This is a genomic window from Neobacillus niacini (assembly GCF_036961885.1).
GTDB lineage: Bacteria > Bacillota > Bacilli > Bacillales > Cytobacillaceae > Neobacillus > Neobacillus niacini_H.
Genome location: NZ_JBALNQ010000053.1, coordinates 1 through 4,189, shown reverse-complemented (window position 1 = coordinate 4,189; position 4,189 = coordinate 1). Strand labels below are relative to the sequence as shown.

6 protein-coding genes are annotated in these 4,189 nt (G+C 37.8%); 2 read left to right on the top strand and 4 right to left on the bottom strand.

Translation table 11 applies throughout. The annotated features are described in order from the left end of the window. Positions 1-299 precede the first annotated feature (299 nt). Entirely contained in the window at positions 300-458 is a 159-nt protein-coding gene (locus V7124_RS20100) for a hypothetical protein (RefSeq protein ID WP_335492769.1), read from the bottom strand. A gap of 102 nt (positions 459-560) precedes the next feature. Here V7124_RS20100 and V7124_RS20095 point away from each other — a divergent pair, with 102 nt between their 5' ends. Next, positions 561-1,019 (top strand): universal stress protein, encoded by a 459-nt coding sequence (locus V7124_RS20095; protein ID WP_335492766.1) that lies wholly within the window; start codon positions 561-563, stop codon positions 1,017-1,019. A 68-nt stretch (positions 1,020-1,087) separates the two neighbouring features. Continuing rightward, the gene (locus V7124_RS20090) at positions 1,088-1,402 is read left to right on the top strand and encodes a hypothetical protein (protein WP_335492763.1); all 315 of its coding nucleotides are present in this window, start codon (positions 1,088-1,090) and stop codon (positions 1,400-1,402) included. 38 nt (positions 1,403-1,440) lie between these two features. On the opposite strand, the gene V7124_RS20085 is transcribed toward V7124_RS20090, so the two are convergent. The 3 genes from V7124_RS20085 to V7124_RS20075 form a co-directional block, all read right to left on the bottom strand. After that, positions 1,441-1,953: a MogA/MoaB family molybdenum cofactor biosynthesis protein gene (locus V7124_RS20085; protein WP_335492760.1), complete on the bottom strand. Its 513-nt coding sequence runs from the start codon at positions 1,951-1,953 to the stop codon at positions 1,441-1,443. Then, a complete protein-coding gene (locus V7124_RS20080) occupies positions 1,950-2,792 on the bottom strand; it encodes an EcsC family protein (protein ID WP_335492756.1) in 843 nt (280 codons plus the stop codon). Before V7124_RS20080 ends, V7124_RS20085 begins: the two co-directional genes overlap by 4 nt. A 111-nt stretch (positions 2,793-2,903) precedes the next feature. Next, complete coding sequence (locus tag V7124_RS20075) at positions 2,904-4,091, bottom strand: acetate kinase (protein WP_335410866.1); 1,188 nt, start codon at positions 4,089-4,091, stop codon at positions 2,904-2,906. Between the last annotated feature and the right edge of the window lie 98 nt (positions 4,092-4,189).

Sequence of the window (4,189 nt, the reverse complement as noted above, 5' to 3'; positions counted from 1 at the left end):
ATCCAAATGGTCTGCCGAATCCAAATGGTCTTCCGAATCCGAATCCAAATGGTCTGCCGAATCCAAACGGTCTTCCAAATCCATGGTGAAATCCGAAACGACCAAACCTCTGATCGTTAGGGTCGATTGATTCCATATAATTATGCATGTCTTGCATTTTTTTTCCTCCTCCTATATATTCCTAGCACATTAAAAGGATATGCAGGCTTAAAAGGAGATTCTTGGGTAAACGCCCTACTTTAGTAAATTTAATAGACGATTACATAGAAAAACTCGCCTGTTGGCGAGTACTGTCAAACCTATTCCTCTGTATGTTGGGATTCATTCTCGTTAGTCACTTCAAAATCCTGGCCAATAAATCCGCTATTATAGGAATTCATAATTTGCTGACTTACTTCATTTGCACCATTTTCATCAAATTCAAAGGTAAAGGTTTTATTCGGATCTTGTTTAGACATCAAATCAATCACCCTTCCATAATTATCACTCCTTTATTTTTCGAAAAATTGCAACATCTATCCCTAGAAAATATTGTATAATTAAAGGGAGGAGGGATTACAATGGATGTAAAATACGACCATATTCTAGTTGCTATTGATGGTTCAAAAGAATCAGAGTGGGCTTTAGAAAAATCAATTGAAATTGCTAAAAGAAACAACTCAAAATTGTTATTAGCACATGTGATTGACACAAGGTCATTTCTTTTAATTGATTCATATGATCCAGATATTGGTGATCGGGCAAACAAGCTGGCAATCGATATGCTTGAAAAATATCAAAACCAAGCATTAGAAGCTGGAGTTGCACACGTTCAATATGAAATTGAATACGGATCACCGAAAGTCAAAATTCCTAAGGAAATCGCTAAAAACCATTCGATTGATTTAATTATTTGCGGTGCCACTGGAATGAATACTGTTGAGCGGTTTCTAATCGGCAGTGTTTCAGAACACATAACTCGTTTCGCCCCATGTGATGTCCTCATTGTCCGTTCAGAAAAAGCTAATAACAAAATTTAAATTAACTCGTGAATGCTTTCACGATGTGTTATACAATAGGGAATACAACCCGTCTTGGAGGCTATCACATGAAAAAACATTTTTCCTTCGATCCACGTCTTGGCATTTCGATTCCCGATATAACGATGGAATGGGCACAATATAGTGATGAAACCCAGCAGGCTATCCTATTTCATTGGGAACAAATTAGAGGTTCCATTCCTGATCGAATTGCTGATCTTGAAGAATTGATTAATCAAAAGCAAGCCCAATTGTCTAATGAGAGTAATTTTAAAACCTCATGTGAATTAAACAGTGAAATAGCGGACCTTGCTTCCATTATCAATGATTTATGGCTTTGGTATAGAGCAAACCAAACTGTATCAGATAAAATGCACCAATAAAAAGAGCTCCCAGTTAAAGTGGGGGCTCTGCTCATCCTTTATAAGTCCTTTTTAATTTCCCTCACTACATGACCGATCTCAGGCAGAATTAACTTATTCATCGCCAGCTTCACTGCTCCCGTAGAGCCTGGGGTTGAAAAGACACCTTTATTTTTTACTACTCCAGCAATTGCACGTGAAAGAATCGCTGCAGAACCAATGTCCTCTTGATAGCTCAACATCCTAAATAACTCTCCAAAACCTATGATTTCTTTATCAAGCACGGCTTGAACCGTTTCAATCGTTACATCGCGCCTTGCTATACCGGTACCTCCGTTTGTCAGGATAACATCAATATCATCACGATCACAGCCTTTTAAAATTGCTTCTTTAATAGGTCCTGCCTCATCCTTGACGATCACATAATCAACAATCGTATGCCCGGCTTGTTCTAGTAATTCCATCATTAGTTTTCCACTTTTGTCTGTATCTTTGTTTCTTGTATCACTGACAGTAATCACTTTACAGTTAACTCTTTTTGGTGCTCCTTGCTTATGTTCCGCTGTACTCATCTTAAAATTTCCTCTTTCTGATTAAGATATCTCAACTGATAATAGTTATGGGCAAATTCAGTAACTTTCCGTGTTAATTGATAATTAGTCCCTGCTCCAATGGCCATGCTGACCACGGGAATTCCTTGAATGATTCTTTTGCGAAACAACATAATCACTATTGCTTTTAATAATTGCTGGATTGGCTGTTCCAGCCAGGTGACATCTGTAATTTCCTCATTTCCCTCATAAAAATAACGTTCATTGCTTGATTCTAAATCATTCATCAGAATTGACCAGCCCTCTTTTTGTAAACGCGCTGGTAATGTTGCTGTATGAAACACTCGTAAAGAACTCATCATCTCGTAAGGGGTATTAACCTCAAAGCCATATGTCATGGCAATTAATTGCACTACCCTTAAATTAATAACAGCCATTGCCGGTATGTCTGTACCTAATAGAAGCGTTCCCCCAGTTCCCGCTAAGCCGCCTTGGGCAAATGAATAAAGTCGATGTCGGGCGATTTGCTGCATCGCTATGTACTGTAACTGATCTATATCTAATTTTTTTAAATCCTCTACTTGATGTAAATCATGATTAAATACCCGGCCTGAAGAAAGGATTCTTTCCTTTGCGTCCATCTGAATCTGCGAGCCTTGGATTACTCCATGCAAGTGGAACAACCAACTATCAACGACTGAAAAAAACTGGCGTTGAACCTTTTCAGGTAATAAGGAGAAAGAACGTTCTAAATACTTTTCATACGTAAGCTGCAGGTCATTTGCCTCGTAGTTTAAAAAATTCTTTTCCCATTCTCTAATATCATCCAATACCTTTGTTTCCCGCTCGGTTAATGGCATAGGCAAGCCTCCTAACTTCCTCTTATTTCCTACAGTATACCATAAAGGGATATGCATAAAAATGTAAAAAGGCAAACGTCCTAATAGGACAGTTTGCCTTTATTCCATCATTTATTGTCCTAAACGTACAACGTCGCGTGCAATCATGACTTCTTCATTTGTAGGTATAACAATTACTTTTACTGGTGAGTGTGGATAGTTAATAAATCTTTCCTCACCTCTAATTTTATTTAATGCAGGATCCCAATAAACACCCATAAATTCAAGACCTTTTAAAACCTTTTCACGAACTACATCACTGTTTTCACCAATACCAGCTGTAAAAATAATGGCATCAACACCATACATACGTGATGCATAAGAGCCAATATATTTATGAATCCGATTTGCAAAAACGTCCAATGCAAGCTGTGCTCGGTCATTTCCGTTACGTGCTTCAATTTCAATATCTCTCAGGTCACTGGAGAAACCAGATACACCTAACATTCCACTCTCTTTGTTTAATACGTCGAGCACTTCTTCAGCTGTTTTATCTGTTTTTTCCATAATATATGGAATTAAAGCAGGGTCAATGTTTCCTGAACGAGTTCCCATTGTTACCCCAGCAAGAGGTGTAAAGCCCATTGACGTATCAATTGATTTTCCGCCCTCAATCGCCGCGATACTAGCACCATTGCCTAAATGACAAGAAAGGAGGCGAAGCTGTTCAACCGGGCGGCCCAAAAGTTCAGCCGCGCGCTGGGAAACGTATTTATGACTCGTACCATGGAAGCCATATTTACGGATACCATATTTTTCGTAGTATTCGTATGGGAGGCTGTAAAGGTATGAACTTTCAGGCATCGACTGATGAAAGGCTGTATCAAATACTGCAACTGCAGGAACATTTGGAAGAACACCTTTGAAAGCTTTAATTCCTGTAACGTTTGCAGGATTGTGAAGTGGTGCTAATTCAGAAAGTTCATCGATCTTATTAAGTACTTCATCCGTAATGACCACGGAGTCATTAAAGGCTTCTCCACCATGAACGACACGGTGTCCAATTCCATCTATTTCATCAAGTGATTGAATAATTCCTAAAGTCGTTAATTTATCTAACAGCATTTTAACTGCTACTTCATGATCAGGAATATCCGATGTTTCTGTTACTTTTTCTCCATTCACAGAAATGGTAAAAACCGAATCATTTAAACCAATTCTTTCAATAATACCTTTTGTGATAACATCTTCACTTGGCATTTCAAATAATTGAAACTTTAAAGAAGAACTACCAGCATTGATTGCTATAATTTTAGACATTTCGTTTACCGCTCCTTTTATTAAGGTTCTTTTCTTAAACGTAGTTGCTTTTTAGAACAAAAATTATGACAATACAAAATTTCTATCAATAATAGTAT